At 23.3% G+C, this 23,589-nt stretch carries 22 protein-coding genes, 1 tRNA gene and 1 other RNA gene; 18 read left to right on the forward strand and 6 right to left on the reverse strand.

Annotation, left to right across the window (positions count from 1 at the left end; all coding sequences use genetic code 11):
- Window positions 1-117 precede the first annotated feature (117 nt).
- Window positions 118-1,533 carry a glutamate--tRNA ligase gene (gene gltX / locus RJT32_RS00355; RefSeq protein ID WP_343154314.1) on the forward strand — a complete coding sequence of 472 codons (1,416 nt, stop codon included), beginning with the start codon at window positions 118-120 and terminating at the stop codon, window positions 1,531-1,533.
- A 132-nt stretch (window positions 1,534-1,665) separates the two neighbouring features.
- Window positions 1,666-1,738 (forward strand) — tRNA-Ala (locus tag RJT32_RS00360).
- A 112-nt stretch (window positions 1,739-1,850) separates the two neighbouring features.
- Here the strand turns inward: RJT32_RS00360 and fliE are convergent.
- Window positions 1,851-2,150: a flagellar hook-basal body complex protein FliE gene (fliE, locus tag RJT32_RS00365; protein ID WP_343154315.1), complete on the reverse strand. Its 300-nt coding sequence runs from the start codon at window positions 2,148-2,150 to the stop codon at window positions 1,851-1,853.
- A gap of 176 nt (window positions 2,151-2,326) precedes the next feature.
- Here fliE and fliF point away from each other — a divergent pair, with 176 nt between their 5' ends.
- The 11 genes from fliF (at window position 2,327) to fliR (ending at window position 12,232) form a co-directional block, all read left to right on the forward strand.
- The gene (fliF, locus tag RJT32_RS00370; protein WP_343154316.1) at window positions 2,327-3,991 is read left to right on the forward strand and encodes a flagellar basal-body MS-ring/collar protein FliF; all 1,665 of its coding nucleotides are present in this window, start codon (window positions 2,327-2,329) and stop codon (window positions 3,989-3,991) included.
- A complete protein-coding gene (locus RJT32_RS00375) occupies window positions 3,988-4,983 on the forward strand; it encodes a flagellar motor switch protein FliG (RefSeq protein WP_343154317.1) in 996 nt (331 codons plus the stop codon). The genes fliF and RJT32_RS00375 overlap by 4 nt, the downstream gene beginning before the upstream one ends.
- Window positions 4,976-5,647 (forward strand): FliH/SctL family protein, encoded by a 672-nt coding sequence (locus tag RJT32_RS00380; protein WP_343154318.1) that lies wholly within the window; start codon window positions 4,976-4,978, stop codon window positions 5,645-5,647. The genes RJT32_RS00375 and RJT32_RS00380 overlap by 8 nt, the downstream gene beginning before the upstream one ends.
- The gene (locus tag RJT32_RS00385; RefSeq protein WP_343154319.1) at window positions 5,644-7,002 is read left to right on the forward strand and encodes a FliI/YscN family ATPase; all 1,359 of its coding nucleotides are present in this window, start codon (window positions 5,644-5,646) and stop codon (window positions 7,000-7,002) included. The genes RJT32_RS00380 and RJT32_RS00385 overlap by 4 nt, the downstream gene beginning before the upstream one ends.
- A 141-nt stretch (window positions 7,003-7,143) precedes the next feature.
- Window positions 7,144-7,503, forward strand: coding sequence for a flagellar export protein FliJ (locus RJT32_RS00390; protein ID WP_343154549.1), 360 nt, complete (start codon window positions 7,144-7,146; stop codon window positions 7,501-7,503).
- A gap of 1 nt (window position 7,504) precedes the next feature.
- Window positions 7,505-8,623, forward strand: a complete 1,119-nt coding sequence (locus RJT32_RS00395) for a flagellar hook-length control protein FliK (RefSeq protein WP_343154320.1) — start codon at window positions 7,505-7,507, stop codon at window positions 8,621-8,623.
- 100 nt (window positions 8,624-8,723) lie between these two features.
- On the forward strand, window positions 8,724-9,635 hold the full coding sequence (locus tag RJT32_RS00400) for a hypothetical protein (protein ID WP_343154321.1): 912 nt from the start codon (window positions 8,724-8,726) through the stop codon (window positions 9,633-9,635).
- Window positions 9,628-10,011, forward strand: coding sequence for a FliM/FliN family flagellar motor switch protein (locus RJT32_RS00405; RefSeq protein ID WP_343154322.1), 384 nt, complete (start codon window positions 9,628-9,630; stop codon window positions 10,009-10,011). Before RJT32_RS00400 ends, RJT32_RS00405 begins: the two co-directional genes overlap by 8 nt.
- 11 nt (window positions 10,012-10,022) lie before the next feature.
- A complete protein-coding gene (fliP, locus tag RJT32_RS03105; protein ID WP_428994347.1) occupies window positions 10,023-11,165 on the forward strand; it encodes a flagellar type III secretion system pore protein FliP in 1,143 nt (380 codons plus the stop codon).
- 21 nt (window positions 11,166-11,186) lie between these two features.
- Window positions 11,187-11,456, forward strand: coding sequence for a flagellar biosynthesis protein FliQ (gene fliQ / locus RJT32_RS00420; protein ID WP_343154323.1), 270 nt, complete (start codon window positions 11,187-11,189; stop codon window positions 11,454-11,456).
- On the forward strand, window positions 11,456-12,232 hold the full coding sequence (fliR, locus tag RJT32_RS00425; protein WP_343154324.1) for a flagellar biosynthetic protein FliR: 777 nt from the start codon (window positions 11,456-11,458) through the stop codon (window positions 12,230-12,232). The genes fliQ and fliR overlap by 1 nt, the downstream gene beginning before the upstream one ends.
- Before the next feature lie 121 nt (window positions 12,233-12,353).
- Here fliR and rpmG read toward each other — a convergent pair whose 3' ends face one another.
- Both rpmG and rpmB read right to left on the reverse strand, forming a co-directional pair.
- Entirely contained in the window at window positions 12,354-12,521 is a 168-nt protein-coding gene (gene rpmG, locus RJT32_RS00430; RefSeq protein ID WP_343154325.1) for a 50S ribosomal protein L33, read from the reverse strand.
- A gap of 11 nt (window positions 12,522-12,532) precedes the next feature.
- Window positions 12,533-12,760: a 50S ribosomal protein L28 gene (gene rpmB, locus RJT32_RS00435; RefSeq protein WP_343154326.1), complete on the reverse strand. Its 228-nt coding sequence runs from the start codon at window positions 12,758-12,760 to the stop codon at window positions 12,533-12,535.
- Window positions 12,761-12,964: 204 nt separating this feature from the next.
- Between rpmB and RJT32_RS00440 the strand changes: the two genes are divergently transcribed.
- Window positions 12,965-15,643 carry a hypothetical protein gene (locus tag RJT32_RS00440; protein WP_343154327.1) on the forward strand — a complete coding sequence of 893 codons (2,679 nt, stop codon included), beginning with the start codon at window positions 12,965-12,967 and terminating at the stop codon, window positions 15,641-15,643.
- A gap of 28 nt (window positions 15,644-15,671) precedes the next feature.
- On the opposite strand, the gene ppa is transcribed toward RJT32_RS00440, so the two are convergent.
- Window positions 15,672-16,202: an inorganic diphosphatase gene (gene ppa / locus RJT32_RS00445; RefSeq protein WP_343154328.1), complete on the reverse strand. Its 531-nt coding sequence runs from the start codon at window positions 16,200-16,202 to the stop codon at window positions 15,672-15,674.
- 198 nt (window positions 16,203-16,400) lie between these two features.
- On the opposite strand from ppa, the gene pmbA reads away from it, so the two are divergent.
- Window positions 16,401-17,744 (forward strand): metalloprotease PmbA, encoded by a 1,344-nt coding sequence (pmbA, locus tag RJT32_RS00450; RefSeq protein ID WP_343154329.1) that lies wholly within the window; start codon window positions 16,401-16,403, stop codon window positions 17,742-17,744.
- 62 nt (window positions 17,745-17,806) lie between these two features.
- On the opposite strand, the gene rnpB is transcribed toward pmbA, so the two are convergent.
- Window positions 17,807-18,196: RNase P RNA component class A (gene rnpB / locus RJT32_RS00455), an RNA gene on the reverse strand.
- A gap of 32 nt (window positions 18,197-18,228) precedes the next feature.
- Window positions 18,229-19,083, reverse strand: a complete 855-nt coding sequence (gene rsmI, locus RJT32_RS00460; RefSeq protein WP_343154330.1) for a 16S rRNA (cytidine(1402)-2'-O)-methyltransferase — start codon at window positions 19,081-19,083, stop codon at window positions 18,229-18,231.
- Between the two features lie 123 nt (window positions 19,084-19,206).
- Between rsmI and RJT32_RS00465 the strand changes: the two genes are divergently transcribed.
- The 3 genes from RJT32_RS00465 to tkt all read left to right on the forward strand — a co-directional run bounded on the left by RJT32_RS00465 (window position 19,207) and on the right by tkt (window position 23,534).
- Window positions 19,207-20,424: a beta-ketoacyl synthase N-terminal-like domain-containing protein gene (locus RJT32_RS00465; RefSeq protein ID WP_343154331.1), complete on the forward strand. Its 1,218-nt coding sequence runs from the start codon at window positions 19,207-19,209 to the stop codon at window positions 20,422-20,424.
- A gap of 106 nt (window positions 20,425-20,530) precedes the next feature.
- Entirely contained in the window at window positions 20,531-21,481 is a 951-nt protein-coding gene (gene tal / locus RJT32_RS00470) for a transaldolase (RefSeq protein ID WP_343154332.1), read from the forward strand.
- A gap of 55 nt (window positions 21,482-21,536) precedes the next feature.
- Window positions 21,537-23,534, forward strand: a complete 1,998-nt coding sequence (gene tkt, locus RJT32_RS00475) for a transketolase (RefSeq protein ID WP_343154333.1) — start codon at window positions 21,537-21,539, stop codon at window positions 23,532-23,534.
- Window positions 23,535-23,589: the final 55 nt, after the last annotated feature.

Raw genomic sequence — 23,589 nt, forward strand, 5'->3', positions numbered from 1 at the left:
AAAAGATTTTTTGTTTGTTGTAATTTTAATCATTATGATTAAATAATTAGCTATATTATAGATATTAAACTTATTTTTTAAGTTTTTTGATAAATTTTTAAAAATTTCAAGGAATATATGAAAGTTAAAACTCGTTTTGCTCCCAGTCCTACTGGAGATTTACATATTGGTAGTATCCGCACAGCTTTATATTCTTGGTTATTTGCACGTCATTATAATGGAAAATTTGTCCTTCGTATAGAAGATACTGATTTTGAAAGATCTAAATCATTATCAGTTAAATCTATTTTTAAAGGGTTAAAATGGTTAGGATTAAATTGGGATGAAGGGCCTTATTTTCAATCTAAAAGATTAGATCGCTATCAAGAAGTAATTGAAGATATGCTAAAATCAGGAAATGCATATAAATGTTACTGTTCTCCACAATCTATAGAAGAAGAGCGTATCAAGCAGCTTCATAAAGGAAAAAAACCACGTTATTCTGGAATATGTAGAAATTTAAAAACTAGATGTATTAATAACAAATATACAGTTCGATTTAAAAACCCAACTTTTGGAAAAGTAACGTTTGAAGATAAAATTCGGGGAGAAATTACCTTTAATAACATGGAATTAGATGATCTGATCATTCAGCGATCAAATGGTATGCCGACTTATAATTTATGTGTTGTAATCGATGATTTAGATATGAATATAACTCATGTTATTCGCGGCGAAGATCATATTAATAATACACCTCGTCAAATTAATATTTTAAAATCTTTAAAAGCAAAAATACCTATTTATGCACATGTTTCTATGATACTTAATGAAAATGGAAAAAAATTTTCAAAAAGAGATAATGCTGAGAATATTATTGAATATTATAAAAAAGGATTTTTACCAGAAGCGTTAATTAATTATATCATTCGATTAGGATGGTCTCATGGAAATCAAGAAATCTTTAGTTTATCAGAACTAAAAAAAATATTTAATTTAGATACTATTAGTAAATCTTCTAGCTCGTTTAATATGAAAAAACTATTGTGGTTAAATAAATATTATATTAATCATTTACCGTTATTTTATGTTTCAAATATATTAAAAGATTATATGAAAAATGAAAATATAAAAATAGAAAACGGACCTAATTTGGAGTGTTTATTAAATTTATATAAAAATCGTCATAGTACTTTAAAAGATCTTGTATGTTCTTTACGGGTTTTTTATGAAGAGTTTGAATATTATGATATAAAATTTGCTAATCAATATTTCATTTTAAAAAATTTGTATATTTTAAAAAACATTTATAAGAAAATACAGAAGTGTATTTTTTGGGAAATTAAAATTTTATCTGAAATTATAATGAATCAATCCATAGAATCAAATACAGAATTAAAAGAAATAAATATGTTATTACGATTTGTATTGACAGGGTATGTATCATCACCAAATATGAGTTCTGTTATATTTTTACTTGGAAAAGAAAAAACTTTATTAAGATTAAAAAATGCAATGATTTTTATAGAAAAAAATTATATTAAACTACAATAGTTTTTTAAATTTTTGCTTATAATTTTTCATTTAATTTTTTTAACAGAATAAAATTAATTAGTTTTATATAAAAAGCATTTTATAGAAAAATAAATTGACAGAATTCATGCGTTTTTATATTGTAATAATTTTGGGGCTATAGCTCAGCAGGTAGAGCATTTGCATGGCATGCAAAATGTCAGCGGTTCGATTCCGCTTAGCTCCAAAAATTTTAAATTATCTTTAAATTTAAAATACTTTATAATTTTTCAATTTTATTTTTTTTAATAACCATTTTAAAATGCTGTGCAAAATTAAATTCAGCACAGCATTTTAAATTAAACCTGTTGATTCATTATTTCTTTATAAGCCGATATAACTTTATTTCTAATTTGCATGGCTAATGCTATAGAAATAGAAGATTTTTGTAAATTTATCATTACATCATTTAAAGATATAGAAGATGGATTGAATTCAAGGTGTTCAATGTTTTTTTTTGAGTTGTTTTGAATATTATTAATTTCTCCTAATGTTTCTTGAAAAAATTGAACAAAATTATTAGATTCAGTGTTTCGTTTATTTTCATCTAAAAAATTAATCTTGGTATAAATATTTTGATTATGAATTTTATCAATCATATCTTCCTCTAAATTTTACTATGACATTTAAATATATTATATCTTTTGTTCAAAGATAAATATTCATTGTTACAGGTAATTTATCAGGAAATATTTTATTTTCAAGTGAAATTTTTCAAGTGAAATTTAATTGTTATTCAATTATAATTAAAATTATCTACTATTAGGAAGATGTCATGAATTTTAGTGCTGTAGAAGAATCAGGTTCAGAAGAGAAAAAAAAATTTAGCAATTTTTTATCGTATTTTTTTAAAAATGCACGTGTTTTAATAATTTTATTGGTGCTTGCAGTAATTACTACGATTACTATGTCTGTATGGAAGAAATCTTCTGACTATCAAGTTTTATATAGTAACTTATCGGTTGAAGATGGAGAGTTTATCATTGATTACTTAAATCAAATGAAAGTTCCTTATCAATTTTCAGAGAATTCTGGCAAGTTATTAGTTCCAAAAAATCAAATTTATGATATTCGTCTGCATTTATCAGAAAAAAATTTACCTCGCAGTGGAATAGGTTTTGAAATTTTAGATAAAGAAAAATTTGGTATCAGCCAATTTAATGAACAAATTAATTATCAACGTGCTTTAGAAGGAGAATTAGCTCAAACTATAGAAAGAATAAATATTGTAAAAAGAGCAAGAATACATATTGCAATGCCAAAAGATTCTTTATTTTTACATGATAAAAAAAAACCATCAGTTTCAGTCATTTTAAGTTTAAAATCTGGAATGGAATTAAATTCAAGCCAAACAAATGCTATATTACATTTAATTGCTAATAGTATATCTGATTTATCTTTAGATAATATAACAATAATTGATGAATATGGCAGGTTATTAAATAATGTTTTGTTATCATCAAATCAAATAAATGATTCGAAATTAAAATATTCTGAGCAAATTGAATCAAGATATGCTAATAAAATTCAAAATATTTTAGAACCGTTATTTGGCGCTGGAAATGTTTACGCTCAAGTTGCTGCTCAAATTGATTTTAATGCTAAGGAAAAAACGAGAGAACAGTATGAACCTAATGCTAAATATGAAAATCAGTCAATTCGATCACATCAAACTATTGTTAATGACAAGATAAAAAGTAAAAAAGAAGATAATAATAACTCCAACCACAATGATTTACTAGATTATGAGCGCAATAATAAAGCTATAAAATCTGACATGCCAGGAAAACATAAATTGTTTAAAAACAATTTTTTTAATTCTAATTCTATTATTAATCATGATGATACAATAAATTATGAATTAAATCATACTTTGTCACATGTAAAAATGAACATGGGAGAAGTTAAAAGATTATCTGTTGCAGTAGTGATAAACTTTGTTAAAGATCAAACTGGAAAATCTGTTCCTTTAAATCCAAAACAGATAAAAAATATTAAAAATTTAATTTGTGAATCAATAGGTTACTCTAAGGTGAGAGGTGATAGTGTACATGTAATAAATGAGTCTTTTGTTAAAAATAAAAATCATTTTGTTCAACTTAATAAATTTAATAAACCTAATGTTTTTAATGTTTATGCAATTTTAATGCCATGGTGTATTTTAGCGTTATTTTTTTTATATTATTTAAAAAAATATATTTGCTTTTTTTCAAAAAATATTCTTTTTAAAAATAAAAAATTAAATAAACCAAGTATAAAAAAAGAAATTATACGTTCGAATGAAGATCAATTAGCTGATAATGTTATTAATTCAAAAATTCCAAAAAATTCCGGTGTAGAAAGTACAGATGATTTACTTCATAAAGTTTGTAATATATCTAACCAAAATCCACGTGTTATAGCGTCGATTATTCGTCAATGGATGGGTGATAAAAAATGACTGTAAATGGTGTTCAAAAGAGTGCGATTTTATTAATGTCAATAGGGGCTGATCAAGCATCAGAAGTATTAAAGTATTTAACTTCTTTTGAAGTTCAAGAACTAGTTGATTCTATGGTTAATGTTCGTAAATTTTCTAATATAATATTAAATGAAATATTAACTGAATGTTATAATCTTTTTATGAAAAATAATAATTTGCTATATAACAATAATGATAGTTATATATCTGAAATGTTAACTAAGGCCTTGGGTGATAAAAAAGGTAGTATTTTATTGAATAACGCATTGGAAGCAAGAAATATTAAGATGTGCATTGAATCTCTTAACTCAATGGATCCAGATCAATTAGCGAATTTATTAACAGAACAGCATTCTCAAATTATTACAACAATACTTATTTGTTTAGATGAAAAACAAGCAGCTCGAGTATTATCTTGTTTAAACGAAGAAAAATGCATTGAAATTATAATGAAAATTTCTAAATTTAACGGTCTTGAAGAGATAAATTTTGTTGAATTAAAAAATATTATTAATGATTTCTTAAAAAAGAAAAAACTTATTTTTTCAAATAAAGGAGGCGTGAAAACTGTTGCTAAAATTTTAAGTTCTATGAAAATAGAAAGCGAAAAAGATCTACTAAAAAAAATTAAATGTTTTAATAAAGAATTATCTAATAAAATTATTAAAGAATTATTTTTATTTGAAAACATAGTAAATGTTGATAATAATACAATTAAATGCTTAATAAATTACTTGGAAGAAGAAAAATTATGTATTGCACTTCAAGGTACTAGTAAAGTAATCAGAAATAAATTTTTTCAAAATATGAACGAAAAAAAATCAACAAGATTATTATTTCTTTTAAAAGAAAAATCTTATATATCTGAAGTAGCAATAAAAAATGAACAAAAACTAATTTTAATGATGATTAAAAATATTTTAGATCATGGTATTTTTTCACCAGAAAATTTAGGAAAATATTATGTCTAATTTAGATAAAATAGACAAAAAAAACGAATGGAAAAAATGGTATCCAGAAGAAGTTTTTTTGCGTAATGTTACAAAAAATTATAATGTTTTTTGGAATCGAATGCTTTTAAAAGAAACAGATTTTTTTAGTGCTAAAAAAAATAATCAATTAAAACAATCAGTCGAACTTCAAGCAAAAACTATTAATGATGATAAGTCATATTTTTTAAATATAAAAAAAAAACTTAAAGAAGAAGAGGAAAAATATATTGTACTGAACAATGATTTAAAAAATTTATGTTTGAATTTTGAATCGTCGCTTTTATTATTTGAAAAGACATTACTTTCACGTTTATTAAAAACAGTTTTAATAGTTTCTTCTTATATTATTGGGGAAAAAATTTCAATTAATGAACCAATTTTATTGAAAAAAATCAATCAGATTATTAAAAGTAATAATTTGTTTTTAAAAAAACCACAATTAATTGTTCATCCTACAAATAAAAAAATATTAGAAAAATTTTTAAAAAAATCTAAAAATAATAAATGGGAATTAGTGCTTGATAAAAGTGTTGAAATTAATAGTTTCAAAATTCAATCTGACTATAACAATATAGATGCTACTATTCACGCGAGATGGAAAGAAGTATATCGTGTTATTCTTGAAGAAGAGAAGCATTCATGAGAATAAAATGTTCTGATTTATTCAATAAAATTACTTCTTTTGAAAATAAGATTAATCATCTTTCTGATTGTGTTGTATATGGCAATGTAGTCAGCATAAATGGTTTAGTATTGGAAGTAATAGGTTTAAAAATTCCTATTGGAGCTGAATGTATTGTAGAAAGAACAATAGACGGAAAAATATTAAATATTACAGCTAAAGTTGTTAAATTTAATAAAGAAAAAACGTTATTATTTTCTTTTCAAGAAACTTATGGTATTTTACCTGGTGCTAAAGTTTTTTTAAAACAATCTAAAAACATAAATATGTTTAGTAAAACAACTCCATTAGGCGTGAATTTATTAGGTAGAGTATTGGATGGAAAAGGAAATGCGTTAGACGGATTACCTGAGTTAGATTTAAAATATTTTACTACAATTAAAAATAAGTATATTAATCCATTAAAAAGAAAGCCGATTCATGAAATATTAGATACAGGAATACGTGCTATAAATGGATTAATGACTGTTGGAAAGGGCCAAAGAATAGGAATTTTTTCAAGCTCAGGAATAGGTAAAAGCGTTCTTCTTGGAATGATGTCAAAATATACACAAGCAGATATAGTGGTGATAGGATTAATTGGGGAAAGAGGAAGAGAAGTAAAAGATTTTATAGAAAATATATTGGGATTAGATGGATTATCAAAATCTGTGGTAATTGCAGCTCCTTCAGATTCATCTCCTTTGTTACAAATTGAAGCTGCATCATATGCGACGAGTATAGCCGAATATTTTCGAGACGAAAACAAAAATGTTTTATTAATTATGGATTCGTTAACCCGTTATGCAATGGCTCAAAGAGAAGTATCATTATCTTTGGGTGAATTACCAGTTTCTCGAGGATATCCATCTTCTGTGTTTTTAAAAATTCCAATGTTAGTAGAGCGAGCAGGAAATACAGATAATCAAGGTTCTATTACTGCATTCTATACAGTATTGACTGAAATTGAAGAAGATCAAGATCCTGTGTCGAATATTTGTCGTTCTATACTTGATGGCCATATTATGTTATCTAAATATTATGCAGATATAGGACATTATCCTGCTATTGATATTGAATCTTCTATAAGTCGTGTTATGCCAGCAATTATCACAAAAGAGCAATATTCCCAAGCTTGTTATTTTAAAAAGCTAGTAGCGTCTTATCAGAGAAATAAAGATTTAATTAATATTGGCGCATATGTGAAAGGAAGTGATGTAACTTTAGACAATGCTATTAAAAAATGGGAAATTTTAGAAAAATTTTTACAACAACAACCATCAGAGAAAAGTAATTATTTAGATTCATGTGAAGAATTAAATAAAATATTTATTTAAATTATTGTTGTTTGTATTAAATTTATTTTTTTTTGAGATTTAAAGGTATATTATGAAATATAAGAAAAATTTGTTTTCAATCTTAGAAAATATAGAAAAAAAAAAATAAACCAAGAAACGATTCATATTCAAAATTTAAACATTCAAAAACAAAAGCATGTCGAACAATTAAAATTATTACTTAATTTTCAATCGGAATATATTGATCAATTAAGTATTAAATTAAAACTGGGAATATCTTCAAACCAATGGAAAATATATAATAATTTTATTTCTATATTATACGCTATAATTAAAGAGAACAATAATATTGTTAAAACATATGAACAAAAAATTGAAAAGAAAATAAATAAATGGTTTAAAAATCATATTACATTGAAAACTTGGAATTATTTAAATCAAAAAAATCAAGTAAAATTTAAAAAATATAAAATTTTAAAAGAGAATATTATGAGTGATGAATTTTCTCAATTTAAATTTTTTCAAGAAGGAAATTATTAAAATGTTAAGTCATCTCGATAATATAACATTTAAAAAAAATATTTCATTAAATTTAGATTCTAATATTTATAATGTTACTAATTTTGATTTTTACCAATCTATTTTAAATGAATGCAAGAAACATATACTCAATAAAGAAATAAAATTTGATAATATTTTGACAAAACAAAAGAAAAAAGACGACGAAAATATTATATCAACTAATTTTATAGTTAATAATTTATTAAATATTTTAAATTCAAAAAATGTAAAAGATAATGTTTATTTACAAAAGAACACTAATGTAAAAATACAAAAAAAAAAAATAAAAAGAGATATTAAATTAAAATCTTGTATTGATTTTAAAAATAAAGAACAAAGCAGTATAGAAAAAAATGAAAAAAAACATAAAAAATTTGAAAATTATGCAATATTAAAAAATTCAAAACATATTAAAAATAAATATTTTTTATTTTATAACTATAATAATACTAATTCACCTAATAAATCCTTCAATAAATATACTTTAAATACAATTAATAATTTAAATATTATTAAAAATAAAAAAAATTTGATTAAAGATAATAAAAATTTTATTTTATTTAAAAATCATTTAAATAATATATCTAATTCGATTTTTTCTAAAAATACACATAAAAATATAAATTCTATTTTTGAACCCAATTCTTTTGAAAAAACAGATAATAATAACTTTAAATTAAATCAAAAATTAAAATATGTTTTTAATAGTAATTGCAAGGAAAATATTCAATGGAAAAAGGCAATTAGTCAGCAAATTTTATTATCTATTTCTAATAAAAAAAATGAAGCTGAAATTCATTTAAAACCAGAATCTCTTGGCTCAATATATATAAAAATTAATATGTTCAATGATCAGGCTAAACTAAAATTTATTGCAGATCATATAGAAATTAAAAATTATTTAAATAATTGCGTTCCTTTTTTACGAAACGCTTTAATTAAAAATGGTATCTTTTTAAAACAAGTGAACATTTCTACTTCTTTAAATTCAAAAAATAAAAATTTGTTTATTTTAAAATACAAACCCAAAATATCTCATGTAATTAAAAAATTTTATAAAAATTTAACACAAAAAAAATTTTTTGATACATATATTTGATTTCTATAAAATATATAATTAAAGTTTTAATTACATTTAAAACTTATAAAATAAGTTTTAATTCAATTTTAACCACTTTTACCTATAAGGTGTATAATAAATGGGCGAAAGTACTTGTGTCAAAGAAAAAATAAATAATATTTTAAGTATAAATGACATTAAAATATTAGAAAAAATTAATAAAAAATTTTCAAATAAAATAATAGTGCATTTTTCAGATTTTATTAAACATCATACAAAATTAAACTTTTTTTCTATTAATATAAATACTTATACACATAACGATAAATATATAAAATATTTATTATTTAATGAAATAGAAATATTGAATTCAAAAAAACGATCTTTTATATTTTTTTCAGATAATTTATTATCTGTTTTGATAGATTTATTGTTTGGTGGGAATGGAATTTCTACGGAAAAAATTAATAAAGTTAGAAATATTACATACATAGAAAAAATTACTACTCAAAAAATGTTAAAACTAATTTTAAATGTTTATTGTTTATTTTTTAAGCAATATTTTTCTATTGATTTAAATATTATTAATACAAAAATTTTTAAAATTGAAAAACTTTTTTTTCAAAAAGAAAATTATATAAGTAATTATTTTGATTTTAGCATAAATGGTATCAATGTTTTTTTTAGTATTTTGCTTCCTATTTCAATAATCAAAAAAAAATTTAAAGAGATAATTTTTAATAAAATTGACAAAAAATCCTTAATAAAAAATATAAATTTACAAAAAAATATTCCTATTATCAATTTGTATAATATTGAATTAGATATTATTGTAAAATTGATAACGCTTGTTAAAACAAAATATAATAGTTTATCTATCGGAGATGTTTTAATGGTCGAAAATCCTAATAAAGTAATTTCTTGGATAGAAAAAATACCTATGTTTTTTGGATGTTATAAAAATTTTGATGAAAAATCAGTGGTTTTTTTAAGAAAATTTATATATAAAAATTTAGATATAAATGAATATAAGGAGTTTTTTAATGAGTAAATTAAAGAAAAAAAATGATTTTGAAAAAATTGAAAATTCTATTAATAGTATTGATAATATTGATGATAAAAATAATTCTCAAGAAAATATATCTATTAGTTCTGATAGTTCTGAAGAAACAACATGTAAAAAAAAAATAATATTTGATGCACCAGTTAACATAACTATAGAATTAGGAAGATCAAAAATAAAAATAAAAGAGTTATTAGATTTTTCAAAAGGAAGTATGTTTTTTTTAGATAGAAACAAAAACGATCCTCTGAAAATTTTTGCGAATGGTAAATTAATTGCACTTGGTGAAATTGTTATGTCAGAAAATACATATGGTGTAAAAATTATTAGTATAAAGAATTCTTTGAATACTATAAATGAATAAATTTAAATTTTATGAAAAATAATATTGAATCGCACTTAGTATTAAACAATGATCAATCAGTTTTTAATAATGTAAATTTTTTTCAAATATTTATTTCGCTAGGAGAGATAATATTACTAATATTAGCTTTGAGTTGGATTGTAAAAAGAATGTCACTTAAAAGGAATAAAAAAAATTCTCTTATAAATATCATAGAAAAAATATCAATAGGAACAAATGAATCTATTATTGTTGTAAAGGTGAAAAAGGTAAAATTAATATTAGGTGTAACCAAAAATAATATTACTCATTTGTATACATTAACTTCTCAAGTAGAAGATGATTTACCTAAGACTAGTAAAGAAGAAAAAATTATGTTACCAAAAAAAAATTTTTATAATTCTTTCAAAAAGTTTTTTCAAATATTTTTGAAAAAAACAATTTTTTATAAAACTATTTCATTTTTATTTTTGTTGTTCTTTTGTCCATTAGTTTATGCTGATATTCCAGGGTTAACAATTCATAATTTAAACAACGGAAGTCAAACTTGGTCATTACCTGTACAAACTTTAGTGTTTTTAACTTCATTAACTTTTCTTCCAGCTTTTCTTTTGATGATGACTAGTTTTACACGAATTATTATTGTTTTTGGGTTATTAAGAAATGCTTTGGGAACGCCGTATGCTCCTCCTAACCAAATATTATTAGGTTTAGCACTTTTTTTAACTTTTTTTATAATGTCTCCAACTTTTGAAAACGTTTATAAAAATGCATATCTTCCCTTTAGTCGGGAGCAAATTAATATGGATGAAGCTATTTTAAAAGGTTCAGCTCCATTAAAAAAATTCATGCTTAATCAAACAAGAACATCTGATTTAGAATTATTTTCAAAAATAGCACACGTGTCTGGGTATCAAGATAGAAATGATATACCTATGCGTATTTTATTGCCTTCATTTATTACAAGTGAATTAAAAACGGCTTTCCAAATTGGTTTCACTATTTTTATACCTTTTTTAATTATTGATTTAGTTGTTGCTAGTGTTTTAATGGCTCTTGGTATGATGATGGTTCCGCCTTCTACAATTTCACTGCCTTTTAAATTGATGTTATTTGTATTAGTAGACGGATGGCAATTACTAGTAACTTCATTATCACAAAGTTTTAACATGTAATTTTATTTAATGGAATTTTTTATGACTCCTGAGTATGTAATGGTTTTATTTAATCACGCTATAAAAGTTGCATTAATGATTGCATCGCCATTATTATTATCTGCTTTAATTAGTGGATTAATTATTAGTATATTACAAGCGGCTACACAAGTAAATGAACAAACTTTATCATTTATTCCTAAAATAATTTCTATTTTAGCTACAATTACAATACTTGGTCCTTGGATGTTGGGTGTTATGTTGGATTATATGCATAACTTATTTAATAATATACCAGAAATTATAAAATAATGTTCATATTGAATAGTTTGCAAATAGAAACGATTATAAGTAATTTTTTTTGGCCGTTAGTACGTATTTTAGCATTTTTTTCAACTGTTCCAGTGTTTAATGATCAACATATAAATAGGAAAACTAAAATAATTTTATCTATATTAATTAGTTGGGTAATATTTCCATTTTTACCCAAAGTCAAAATACAACTATTTTCATATATGGGTTTGATACTTTTATTGGAGCAAATTTTTATTGGTATTATTTTTGGATTTACTTGTCAATTTTTGTTTGCCTCAATTAATTTTGCAGGAGAATTGATAGGGTTACAAATGGGTTTATCTTTTGCGACATTTTTTAACGCAAATAATAACATTGGTGTTTCTGTAATATCTCGTTTATTAAATATTCTAATGTTGTCGTTTTTTTTATCAATGAATATTCATCTTTATTTAATATCTATATTAATTGATACCTTTTATAGTATACCTATTAATATTATTTTTTTAAAAAGTAATGTTTTTTTGATTTTGTTAAAGTTTTCTAGTAGTATTTTTTCAAATAGTATAATGCTTGTTTTTCCAATCATGATTTTTTTATTATTATCTAATTTAATAATGAGTATTTTAAATCGTTTATCTCCTCAAATATCTATTTTTTCTATTGGTTTTCCACTTAATTTGTTAATAGGTATAGTGATGTTGTATTATGTAGTATCTGTTTCTTTGCCTATTTTTAATAATTTATTAAATCAATTAATCGGGTTTTTATCCAGTACTTTTTTAAAATTATAATTATTTTTTTTATAATTCATCGATATTTAAAATATATTTGATTTATAAAGTATAATTTATATTAAATTATACTTTAGTTTTAACAATATTTATTATTTAAATTTTATTTAAAATATTTTTATTATTTAATTTTTCCTTCATTATAAAGTACATGCTTTCGAATAGTTGGATCATATTTTTTAAATGCTAATTTATCTGGTGTATTTCTTTTGTTTTTAGTAGTAGTATAATAATGACCGGAACCTGACGAAGAAATCATTTTTATTTTTTCTCTGTTTTTTTTAGCCATATTTTTTACCTTTATTTTTTATTTTTAATTTTATCTAGTATTGATCCTATTCCATTTTTGTCAATACAACGCATTCCATTAGCAGATATACGTAATTTAATAAATTTTTTTTGTTCTGGTACCCAAAATCTATGATTTTGAATATTTGGTAAAAATTTTCTTTTTGTTGCATTTAAAGCATGTGATCTATTATTGCCAATCATACGCTTTTTACCTGTAACTTGACATATACGAGACATATAAAATTTTTTCCTAAATTAAATTTTTATTATCTTTAAAATACAAATTAGTAGTGTAGATTAAGTTTTATATTTAAAAATATTTAAATATTTTAAGTTTGAATATTTAAATAATAATGTGTTTTTTAAATATAATTTTTTTATTAATATAATATACAATTTTATATTTGCAAGTACTATAATATTTAATTCAGGATTAATTCTATGAGTATATATCAGAGATATTTGTTTAAATCTTTGATGTTTTTTTCTATTTTATTGTTTTTGTTAGCGTTTATTTTAGAAAGTAATTGTGGATTTAAATTATTTTTTAATGTCACTAATTATTTGTTTTTAGGATTAAAAACAGAAGAAATATCAGGTAATTGGCGTGATTTTACATTAAAAAATATTACTTATAATTTTCATGAAGTATCTATTAAAGCAACTCATGTTCATATATTAATTGATCCAATATCTTTATTTAAAATAAATAAAATTTTTAAAAAAATAGAAACAAAAAATTTAGTTTTTTTATTCAATAAAAATAGTTCATTATTTTTACGGAAAAAAAATATTCAAAAAAATATGTTTTTAAATTATCATATTATTTTAAAAAAAATTTATTCTGATAAAATTTTTTTAAAATTACATGATAAAAATATACTTCTATTTAATGTTAATAGCGGATTAAAATTCACTAAAAATAACCTGATTATATTTCCTACTCATGTTCATTCTATGATTTTATATTTTAAAAAAAATAATCAACAATGTGTTTTGAATAAATTAAATCTTATTAATAAACAAAAAATAAATGATTTTTTATCTTTTTTTATAAATAAAAAATTTTTATTTCCAGTTAATATAAATTTAATATCTATCAAATGTAAAAAAGTTAAATTTTTTCATCAGGTATTTAAAAATATTTTTTTTCAAGCTAATTTAAATAATCAATTTATATTTAAATTAAAAACTAATGATTTGTATAAATTTAATTTTTTTGGAAAAGTATTACTAAATGTTTCAAATCACCCTATATATTTTCATTTATATATTCATCGTATAATATTTCACATAGATAAAAATTTAGTATTTTCTTCGAAAAATTTTAATGGAATTTTAAAAGGAACAATTGATAATTACAATCTATCATTTAAAAATATTATTAATATATCAGGTATGCCATCAGTTATCTTGAATATATTTGGTAACGGTAAATTCACTAATATGTATTTCAATAAGATTTGTTGTATTCCATTTTTAAAAAAAAATAAAGATAATAAATTAATTAGTTTAAAAAAAGAAAATTATATTAAATATTTGTCTAAAATAGCAGGTAATATTCATATATCAACGAATTTTAGCAAAGAAGTCAACAGTATTCATATTCCTAATTTTAACGTTAAAGCGAATATAATAAATAAAAAGTTATTGATTTTAGGTTCTTTGTTTTATAATCAATCTAATAGTATAAAAATACCGAAAATAAGTTTTTTTGCAGGAAAAAATAAAGGTTGTTTATCTGGTCATATATCAAAGTTAGTTAATATTAATTCATCTTTCAATATGAATAATTTAGATTATTTTATACCTAATATAACAGGTGCGGTAACAACTACATTAAATATATATGGCGCTTGCTCTTCACCTTCTATTTCTAGTTTAGTATTTGGAGAAAGATTAAATTGGAAAAATATAGTGTATTTAAATAAGATAAAAATATTTTTTAATATAAATTCTCAAAAAAATTCTAGAAAAGATATTTATCTTATTGCTAAAAAAATTCAATTCTCAAAGTTTTATTTGGATTTTTTAAAAATAAATCTTGTTTGGAATAATATTCAGCAGAAATTTAGTTTATTTTTAAAAAATAAAAATTTTACTTTAAATTTTATTTTAAATGGAAAATTTAATGCTCGAACAAATATTTGGAAAGGAACTTTTAACAAAATTAATATTTTCACTTTTAATACAAAATGGATTACGAATAATCATCCAGTTATATTTTTTTATGTTAATAAAGAGAATCAAAAAAATAACTTAAAGGAAGTACAATCTAAAAATTCTATTGTGTTTACAATTCAAAAAATTAAGAAATTTTTATTTTCATCTATTTTTAATTCATCTATTAATTTTAAAACTAATTTTATTTTTAAAACAAAGTTTATTTCAGATACGAAAAAAAAATTTTCTAATTTATATATATTTTTGTACGGAAATAATATAAAATTTCAAAAAAAAATAAAAAACAAAGTGTTTTCTAAAACAATATCTTCTTTAAGATTATCTGTTTTTTTAAAGAAAAATAACATCATCACTCGTTTGTTGATTTATCCATTAAAAAACAAAAATAATAAAATATTTGGATTTTTAAATATTTATGATTTTTTGCATCAACAAAATATCAAAGGTAAATATTTTTTATTTAATTTTCCTTGTTCTATTTTAACTTTCTTTCTTCCCAATGAAGCTAGAATGCAAGGGATATGTATGGGAAATATAGAATTTTTAGGAACGGTATACCAACCTAATATATTAGCTAATATTCATGTAAAAAATTTTTATATTAAAAGCAATAAAATATTACGTTATATTACCTTATATTTTTATCCTTCTTTAGAATTAATTAAATATATAAAAATTAATCAGTCAATTTTTATAAAAAAAGGAAAAATATTATTTAAATTGGATTCAGTTTCCACAAATAATCTTATTAAATCTGTAAAATGGAATATTTCATTTAATAGTAATGAAGTTATTTTTTTTATATTTCCAAAAATAACAATAAATCTTTTTTTGCAATTAAATTTACATTATTTTTTATTGCAATATAATTTAATTGGATATTTAAAATCTTGTTTATTTAATTTTAAAATTAATGAAAAAAATTTTATTTTTTAAAATTTAAATTAAAATAAATTTTATATTTTTATTTGTTTGAAAATCTTTCATATGAAGAACTAATTTCTAATTTTGCAGCTTGCTGATTCTCCCATCCTATGATTTTTGTCCATTTTTCTTTTTCTAGTTTTTTATAATACTTAAAGAAATGTTCTATTTGTTCTTTTAATAATTTAGGTATATCTGAAATATCATTAATATACTTATATGTTTTGCAGATTTTACTTTTTGGAACAGCTATAATTTTAGCGTCATCTCCTGATTCATCTTTCATTTTAAGCATACCAATGGGTTTACAGTGAATTACAGATTGAGATTGTATCGGGTATAAAGAAGGCACTAATACGTCTATAGGATCACCATCCATTGATAATGTTTGATTGACATATCCATAATTACAAGGATAAAACATTGGGGTAGATATAAAACGATCTACAAAAAGTAAACCTGATTTTTTATCTACTTCATATTTGATAGGGGATGAGTTAGATGGTATTTCAATGATAACATATATATCGTTTGGTATATTTTCACCTGCAATTATTTCATTATAATTCATGTATAATTTGCCTTATTTTTTATAAAAGCGAAATAAAATATTACGTATTTTCAAAAGAGTAATTTATTTTAGAAATAGTTATTTTTTTTATATATTTATTAATATATTATTTATATATTATTTATATATTATTTATATATTATTTATATATTATATATATTTTATATATATTTTATATATATTATTGAGGAGTTACAAATGAAATTAATACATCAAGTTCAAACTGAAGAAAATTTACTCATGAATACAGTAAATAATACTCTTCAATTAGCTAAACAAAAAAATAATTTTTCTATTGAAGTTTTTGCTAAGAAAACAATAGGAATTAATGTCCAAATTAGAAATAACATTGTGGAAAATGTAGAATTTAATAATGATGGAATTTTATTTATTACAGTATATAATAAGTTTTCAAAAGGCAGTGTATCATCTAGAGATTTTAGTATTTACGGTATCGAAAAAATGCTGGACACTGCTTTAAACATTTCTAAATATGCGTCTTCTGATTTTTTTTTAGGATTGCCAGATATTAAATTATTGTGTTTAGGCGCTAATGATCTTGATTTATTTCATCCTTCTGAATTAAATGTAAAAAACGGAATTAATTTTGCTACTACAGCAGAAAAAGAAGCATTTAAATTTGATAAAAGAATTATTAATAGTGAAGGAAGTATTTTTAGCAATCATATTACTATAAATGTTTTTGGAAACAGTTTAGGTATGTTAGAAAAATATAAATCTACTCTTTATTCAGCTTATAACTGTGTAATTGCAAAAGAAAAAAACTTGATGCAAAGAGCTTTTTATTATTCTACTTCCCGTAAAATAGAAAATTTAGAACAACCTAATTCTTTAGGAAAAAAAAGTGCAAAACGTGCTATATCTAGACTAGGATCGAAAAAAATTAATACTATTAAATCTGAGATTGTTTTTTCCAGTGAAATATCTTCTACTTTTTTTTCTTATCTGATTGGAGCAATTAGTGGTGATAATGTTTATCGTAAATCTACTTTTTTACTGAATGATTTAGAAAAAGAAATTTTTCCAACTTGGTTAAATATCGTAGAAAATCCACATATCGAACAAGGGTTGGGCAGTAAACCATTTGATAGTGAAGGTGTAAAAACTAGTGTAAAATATATAATTCAAAATGGTATATTAAAAACTTGGTTGCTTAATAGTTATAATGCTCGCAGACTAGGATTAAATAGTACTGGAAATTCTGGAGGTATTTATAATTGGTTTGTTTCTTATAAAAATATTTCATTTAAAGATTTGTTAAAAAATATGACACAAGGATTATTAATAACTGAATTAATGGGGCAAGGAGTAGATATTGTTAGTGGAAATTATTCACAAGGCGCAATAGGTTTTTGGGTTGAAAATGGAAAAATTCAATATCCAGTCAACGAGGTAACTATATCTGGTAATTTAAAAGATATGTGGCGTAATATTATTAGTATTAGCAATGATGTTGATGTAAGACATAAAATTCAATGTGGTTCTATGTTATTATCTAAAATTCAGATTTCAGGAAATTAGTTTGTTAATAAGATTATTTCAGAATAAAAAGGTAATACATTTATTACCTTTTAAAAACTTTCTTTAGAAGTCAACTGATAAGCCGGGTTCTGTTTTTAACAGTCATTCATCTAGATTAACAATTACTTGTTAATTCAAGCAGTCTACCCAGGTTTTTTTTTAGTACGAGCAATACTCAATAATAACCTATATTCAACTTTGCTCCAGGTGGAGTTTACCATAGCCATCAATTGTTACCAATGATGCGGTGCGCTCTTACCACACCTTTTCACCCTTTCCATTTTAATATTAAAATTTAATATTAAAGTTTGGTGGTTTATTTTCTGTTGCACTAGTCATAAGTTCACACTTTCCAGGAGTTACCTGGCACCTTGCTCTATGGAGCCCGGACTTTCCTCTTTTTAGTATATATTTTGTTATATAACTAAACAGCGACTGTTTTAGTCAACTTCTCATATAATTATATATTATTTAAAATAAAATGTCATTTTATTTTTTTTATTACATATTGATATAAATTATTTTTACTAATTTTATGAATTTTAGAAGTAATAAATACTGATTCTTTTAGTGATAGAATTTTTCTTAATATTGTGAAAGTGTTTATTATTTTATCTGAAATATTTATATTTTTTAATTCTTTATAACCATCTATGATAATAACATTTTCTCCTTTATTAAATCGATTCTTATCCTCTTTTATCCAAGGAAGTATTAAACTAGCTTTATTTCCATAAATTACTTCCCATTTTTTTGTTATTTCTCTAGCAATTACTATGTGTCTATTTTGTCCAATTTCATTTATTATATCTTTAATAGTTTCAATAATTCTATATTTTGTTTCATAAAAAATCATTGTTCGTTCTTCTTTTTTTAAAGAATGCAATAAATTGCATCTTGCCTTTTTTTTAGAAGGAAGAAATCCTTCATAGCAAAAACGATTAGTAGATATTCCAGAAGCGCTTAAAGCAGTGATAGCTGCACAAGGGCCAGGTAAAGGAATTACTTTAATATTAAATAGATGACATTGCTTGATTAATAAGTAACCTGGATCATTAATGACTGGAGTTCCAGCGTTAGATACTAATGCAATTTTTTTTCCATTTTGTAGCTCTTTAACTAAAATATTATTTTTTTGAATTTCGTTATTTTTATTAAAAGATATTAAAATGTTCTTAATATTGAAATGTTGAAGTAAGATGTTAGTGTGTTTAATATTTTCACAAGCTATTAAATTCACTTCTTGTAGTATTTCTATAGCACGATAAGTAATATCTAATAAATTACCGATAGGCGTGGGTACAATATAAAGAGTTCCAGTATTTTTAAGTAAATTCACTTTTTTATCCAAATATTATTTATTTTTAATGAAAAACAATGAATTATTTATTATATAAAAAATATTAAATTTAATCTTTTTATATTTAGTTTAATAGAAATTTATTATTCATAAGGCATATAAGTGAGAAGAGTTGTTATTACAGGATTCGGTATTATTTCGAGTATTGGAAATAATAAAAAAGAAGTTTTGACTTCTTTATATAATGGTTATTCTGGAATCGTTTTTTCAGAAGAAATGCAAAAATTTGGTATGCGTAGTCAAGTTTGTGGAAATATTAAATTAAAACGTAAAAATTTAATTAATAAAAAAATATCTCGTTTTATGACTGATGGTGCTATTTATGCATTTTTATCAATGAAACAAGCTGTTAGAGATGCTAAATTAAAAGATACAGATTATCAAAAAAATTCTCGTGTTGGATTAATTATTGGATCTGGTGCAGGTTCTCGTAAAGATTACGTAAAAGATATATATGCTCTTAAAAATCGTCCTGATTGGCGATCTTTAAACCCATATACTGCAATTAAATCGATGACGTCTGGCATATCTGCGTGTTTATCCACTATATTTAAAATTTATGGTGTAAATTATTCTATTAATTCTGCATGTGCAACTTCTAGTCACTGTATTGGTAGTGCTTATGAATTAGTGAAATTTGGAAAACAAGATCTTATTTTTGCAGGTGGCGCTGAAGAAGTCAGTTGTGAGTTAGCTGCTGAATTTGATGCAATGAAAGTATTATCTTCAAAGTTTAATAAAAATCCAATTCAATCATCTTGTGTTTATGATGTGAATCGAGATGGTTTTGTGATATCAGGAGGTGGAGGGATCGTAGTTATTGAAGATTTAAATTCAGCACTTGCTCGTTCTGCTCATATTTATGCTGAAATTATTGGGTATGCTGCAACATCTGATGGGAATAATATGGTTGTTCCTTCTGGAGAAGGTGCACTAAGATGCATGAATTTAGCTAAAGGTAAAAAAAATTTATCTATCGATTATGTAAATTCCCATGGAACATCCACTCAAATTGGTGATTTAATTGAACTAAAAGCAATTAAAAAATCTTTTTTACATGAAAAAAAACCAATGATTTCATCTACGAAATCTATAACCGGTCATGCTTTAGGAGCATCTGGAGTTCATGAAATTATTTATACTTTATTAATGTTAGAATATAATTTTATAGCTCCTTCTATGAATATTAATGTATTAGAACCTTATGCAAAAAATATGAATATTATTCAAAAAACTACTTTTAAAAAAATTACTACTGCAATGTCTAATAATTTTGGATTCGGAGGAACAAATGCTTCTTTAATACTAAAAAGATATTAATTTTTTTTAAATAGATTTTTATTTTAAATTATGTGTGAAATATATGTATTATTTATCAAGTAACAATATATTTTATATTTTTTTAACTTTTAATAAAGAGTAATATATGAATCAGTTAGAACTTTTAAGTACGTTCACAAAAATTGTGGCAGATACAAGCGATATAGATGCTATTTGTAAATATAAACCTGAAGATGCTACTACAAATCCGTCTTTAATACTACAAGCAATGAATTTAAAATCTAATCAAAAATTTCTCTATAAAGCAATAGAATATGCTAACAAAAAAGGTGGTTCAAAAGAAAAAAGATTAATAAATGCAAGTGATAAAATTTTAGTTGATCTTGGTATAGAAATTTTAAAGCATATACCAGGTTATATTTCTAGCGAAGTAGATGCCCGTCTATCTTTTAATCAAGAAAAATGTATTTTAAAAGCAAAAAAAATAATTAAAATGTACGAAGAAGAAGGTGTTTCTAGACAAAGAGTGCTGATTAAATTAGCAGCTACATGGGAATGTATAAAAGCAGCAGAAGAATTAAAAAAAGATAATATTTTATGCAATTTAACTCTTTTATTCTCTTTTGCTCAAGCACGTTCTTGTGCAGAATCTGGAGTATTTTTAATATCTCCTTTTATTGGACGTATTTATGATTGGTATGTAGCTCAGAATTTAATATCAAATTTTTCTTATAATAAAGATCCAGGAGTGATGGCTGTTTGTAAAATTTATAATTTTTATAAAAAACATAACTATAAAACAATTATTATGGGTGCTAGTTTTAGAAATATACAGCAAATTTTATTATTATCTGGCTGTGATCGATTAACTATTTCTCCTTTATTATTAAAAGAACTTGAATCAAATAATACAATATTTGATAGGAAACTAATTCCACCTACTACTTTCATCAAACCACCTATTCCTCTTTCTGAAGAAGAATTTAGATGGGAACATAATCAAGATGAAATGGCTGTTCAAAAATTATCAGAAGGTATAAGAAATTTTGGAAAAGATCAATTGTTTTTAGAAAAAATTATTTCAAAATTAATATAATTATCAATAAAATATTCATTTATTTGTTGTCAAAATTAGAATTTGGGAAAAATCTATGTCTTTAGAAAATAAATTATCGAACGCAATTCGTATGTTAAGTATAGATGCAGTTCAAAATGCAAAATCAGGTCATCCTGGAATGCCAATGGGTATGGCAGATATTGCAGAGGTATTATGGAGAAAATTTTTAAAACATAGCCCAAACAATCCTAAATGGGATAATCGAGATCGTTTTGTGTTATCTAACGGTCATGGTTCAATGTTGCTTTATAGTTTATTGCATCTTACTGGATATGATTTATCAATAGAAGAAATTAAAAAATTCAGAACTTTCAACTCTAAAACTCCAGGTCATCCTGAAATAGAAGAAACACCAGGTGTTGAAACTACTACTGGTCCGTTAGGTCAAGGTTTAGCAAATGCTGTCGGTATGGCGATTGCAGAAAAAACATTAAGCGCTCATTTTAATAGAGTCAATTTTGATATAGTTAATCATTATACCTGGGTATTTGTAGGAGATGGGTGTTTAATGGAAGGAATTTCACATGAGGTATGCTCCTTAGCAGGTACTTTAAAATTAGGAAAATTAATTGTTTTTTATGATAGCAATGGTATTTCAATAGATGGAAAAATATCTAATTGGTTTACAGATGATACAGTAATGCGGTTTAAGTCTTATAATTGGCACGTAGTAGATAAAGTAGATGGTCATGATGCTGGCTCTATCGAGAGAAGTATTAAAGAAGCAATATCTATTGTAGATCAACCATCTATTATTATTTGTAATACTGTTATTGGTTTTGGTTCTCCAAATAAATCAGGTACATCAGAATCTCATGGAGCTCCTCTTGGGGAACCTGAAATTACTTTAACAAGAAAAAATTTAAAATGGAATTATTCACCTTTTGAAATTCCAAAAGAAATTTATAAAAAGTGGAATTTTATTGAAAAAGGTATGATGTTAGAAAAAGAATGGAATAAAAAACTTGATTTATATAAGGAAAAATACCCAAAACTTGCAGAAGAATATTTAAGACGTTTGAAAAAAAAATTACCTATTAAATGGCAAAAAAAAACTAGCGAATATATTACTGAATTGAAAAATAACCCTAAAAATATTGCAAGTCGTAATGCTTCTCAAAATGTTTTGGAAAAATTTATAAAACTATTACCCGAATTAATAGGTGGATCAGCAGATTTATCACCTAGTAATTTAACTATTTGTTCGTCGTCCAGATCTATAGTTGAAAATCCCTCCGGAAATTATATACATTATGGTGTTCGTGAGTTTGGTATGACTGCTATTGCTAATGGAATTTCTCATCATGGTGGGTTTATTCCGTATACTTCAACATTTTTAATGTTTGTTGAATACGCAAGAAATGCTGTTCGAATGGCTGCGTTAATGAATACTAAACATATTTTTGTATATACTCATGACTCTATTGGTCTTGGTGAAGATGGACCGACTCACCAACCAATAGAACAATTAGCTAATTTAAGAATGACTCCTAATATAGATGTATGGCGACCTTGTGATCAAGTTGAAACTGCTATAGCATGGAAATTTGCAATTGAAAAAAAAGAAGGTCCAACAGCATTAATTTTATCTCGTCAAAATTTATCTCAATTAAGTAGAGATGATCAACAAATCAGTAATGTTTCGTTCGGAGGATATATATTATATGATTCTAAACAACCTATTGATGTTATTTTTATCTCAACTGGTTCAGAAGTTGAAATTACTTTACTTGCTGCAAAAAAAATTGTTTCTTTAGGTTATTCTGTACGCGTTGTTTCAATGCCTTCTAATAATGTTTTTGATAGGCAAGAAAATACATATAAAGAATTTGTATTACCTTCTTATGTCAGTAAAAGAATTGCAGTAGAAGCAAGTATAAAAGATTTTTGGTATAAATATGTAGGAATAAATGGTTTGATTATTGGTATGGAAACATTTGGAAAATCAGCTCCAGCTGATATTTTATTTGAAAAATTTGGTTTCACTGTAAAAAATATAGTCAATAAAACAAAAAAATTTTTAAAACATTAATTTTTTCAACTATTATAAATAGTTATAAGGGGCTTTTAGCCCCATTTGATCGTTT

This window comes from Buchnera aphidicola (Aphis aurantii) (assembly GCF_039388985.1).
GTDB lineage: Bacteria > Pseudomonadota > Gammaproteobacteria > Enterobacterales > Enterobacteriaceae > Buchnera > Buchnera aphidicola_BL.

Bases quoted from the DNA above. Each gene is read 5' to 3' on its own strand.
- RJT32_RS00405 (WP_343154322.1), top strand. From the start codon at position 9,628: ATGAGTAAATTAAAGAAAAAAAATGATTTTGAAAAAATTGAAAATTCT.
- tkt (WP_343154333.1), top strand. From the start codon at position 21,537: ATGTCTTTAGAAAATAAATTATCGAACGCAATTCGTATGTTAAGTATA.
- rpmG (WP_343154325.1), bottom strand. From the start codon at position 12,521: ATGGCTAAAAAAAACAGAGAAAAAATAAAAATGATTTCTTCGTCAGGT.
- RJT32_RS00395 (WP_343154320.1), top strand. From the start codon at position 7,505: ATGTTAAGTCATCTCGATAATATAACATTTAAAAAAAATATTTCATTA.
- rpmB (WP_343154326.1), bottom strand. From the start codon at position 12,760: ATGTCTCGTATATGTCAAGTTACAGGTAAAAAGCGTATGATTGGCAAT.
- RJT32_RS00440 (WP_343154327.1), top strand. From the start codon at position 12,965: ATGAGTATATATCAGAGATATTTGTTTAAATCTTTGATGTTTTTTTCT.
- fliF (WP_343154316.1), top strand. From the start codon at position 2,327: ATGAATTTTAGTGCTGTAGAAGAATCAGGTTCAGAAGAGAAAAAAAAA.
- gltX (WP_343154314.1), top strand. From the start codon at position 118: ATGAAAGTTAAAACTCGTTTTGCTCCCAGTCCTACTGGAGATTTACAT.
- fliR (WP_343154324.1), top strand. From the start codon at position 11,456: ATGTTCATATTGAATAGTTTGCAAATAGAAACGATTATAAGTAATTTT.
- ppa (WP_343154328.1), bottom strand. From the start codon at position 16,202: ATGAATTATAATGAAATAATTGCAGGTGAAAATATACCAAACGATATA.
- RJT32_RS00400 (WP_343154321.1), top strand. From the start codon at position 8,724: ATGGGCGAAAGTACTTGTGTCAAAGAAAAAATAAATAATATTTTAAGT.
- fliP (WP_428994347.1), top strand. From the start codon at position 10,023: ATGAAAAATAATATTGAATCGCACTTAGTATTAAACAATGATCAATCA.
- RJT32_RS00375 (WP_343154317.1), top strand. From the start codon at position 3,988: ATGACTGTAAATGGTGTTCAAAAGAGTGCGATTTTATTAATGTCAATA.
- RJT32_RS00380 (WP_343154318.1), top strand. From the start codon at position 4,976: ATGTCTAATTTAGATAAAATAGACAAAAAAAACGAATGGAAAAAATGG.
- fliQ (WP_343154323.1), top strand. From the start codon at position 11,187: ATGACTCCTGAGTATGTAATGGTTTTATTTAATCACGCTATAAAAGTT.
- fliE (WP_343154315.1), bottom strand. From the start codon at position 2,150: ATGATTGATAAAATTCATAATCAAAATATTTATACCAAGATTAATTTT.
- tal (WP_343154332.1), top strand. From the start codon at position 20,531: ATGAATCAGTTAGAACTTTTAAGTACGTTCACAAAAATTGTGGCAGAT.
- pmbA (WP_343154329.1), top strand. From the start codon at position 16,401: ATGAAATTAATACATCAAGTTCAAACTGAAGAAAATTTACTCATGAAT.
- RJT32_RS00385 (WP_343154319.1), top strand. From the start codon at position 5,644: ATGAGAATAAAATGTTCTGATTTATTCAATAAAATTACTTCTTTTGAA.